Annotated in this window: 1 protein-coding gene and 1 pseudogene; both read right to left on the reverse strand. The window is 62.6% G+C overall.

Annotated features, from left to right (window positions below; all coding sequences use genetic code 11):
- Positions 1 to 1,090: DNA polymerase/3'-5' exonuclease PolX (locus tag GM910_RS26875; protein WP_246226407.1), on the reverse strand; the 1,090-nt coding region annotated here is incomplete at its 3' end.
- A 60-nt stretch (positions 1,091 to 1,150) separates the two neighbouring features.
- Positions 1,151 to 1,324: pseudogene (locus GM910_RS27540) on the reverse strand (hypothetical protein); the annotation flags it as partial.
- Position 1,325: the final 1 nt, after the last annotated feature.

Below are 1,325 nucleotides of genomic sequence, written 5' to 3' on the forward strand. Positions count from 1 at the left end.
AGTGGACGGCGCAGACGGTAAAATCGAGGCGCTTGAGGATGCTGTCGGGCAGGTCGAGCTTTCCGTCCGCCAGAATGTCGACCTCGCAAGACTTGAGCAGTTGCAGGCCTTCTACGTGGTCGTTCAGCCGGTCTATCTCATCGAACTGAGCGGACAACCTCTTCGGATCGAGCCCGTGTGCCACCGTGGCGTGCTTGGAATGGTCGCTTATAGCCAGATACGCGTAGCCCAGCACCTTTGCCGCCTCCGCCATTTCGGCGAGTGTGCTTTTTCCGTCCGAAGCCCTGGTGTGAACGTGCAAGTCGCCCCGCATGTCCTTTAGCGTGATCAGCTTCGGCAGCCCCCCTGCCCTTGCCGCCTCTATCTCACCGCGGTCCTCGCGCAGCTCGGGCTCGATGAAGGGCAGTCCCGCCGCGCGGAAGACCTCCTCCTCTGTACGGCCGCCGATCCGCTTATCCCCCTTGAAGATGCCGTATTCGTTGAGCTTCAGCCCCTTGTCCTGCGCGATCTTGCGGACGGCGATGTTGTGCGCCTTCGACCCCGTGAAATAGTGCAGTGCCGCGCCGTAGCTCTCCCCGGGAACCACCCGCAGATCGATCTGGATGCCAGCCTTGAGGATAACGGTCGAGCGTGTCGGCCCTTTGGACAGAACCTCGACAACCTCGTCATAGGCGACGAAGTGCTCGACCGCGGCCGGGCCATCCTTGCAGGTCACCAGGATATCCAGGTCTCCGACCGTCTCCCGGCGGCGCCGGAAGCTTCCAGCCACAACAACTTGCGCGACACCGGGACAGGCCTCGAGATAGGCCGTCAGCCCGCGTGCGAAGTCCTCGGCAGTCGAAATCTTGAACCTCCGCTCGACCGTGCGGTGTTTGCCGATCTCATCGAGGATTCTTGCTTCGATGGCCGCGCCGAACCGCGGCAGGTTTCTGAGCTTTCCCGCTCTCGCAGCGCTCGCCAGTTCCTCGAGCGACTTGACACCGAGCTTCTCGTGCAGCGTATGGACGCGCTTGGGCCCGAGGCCGGGAATCGAAGTCAGCGCCGCGAGCGTCGAGGACGTCCGCGTCTCGACCTCGTCCAAGGCCTTCATATGTCCCGTCCGGACAATCTCCTCGATCTTGCCCGCGAGGTCTTCGCCGATGCCAGGGAGTTCATCGAGTGGACTCCCCTCCTCGATCATCCCGGCGACATTCTCCGGCAGATCCTCGATCGTCGCCGCCGCCCTTCGATAGGCACGGATACGGAACGGATTGGCGCCCTCTATCTCGAGGAGGTCAGCCATCCGATTGAAGAGCGCAGCTATGTCGGCATTGTGCACGGCCATC

It is taken from the genome of Chelativorans xinjiangensis, assembly GCF_009812055.1.
Lineage (GTDB): Bacteria > Pseudomonadota > Alphaproteobacteria > Rhizobiales > Rhizobiaceae > Chelativorans > Chelativorans xinjiangense.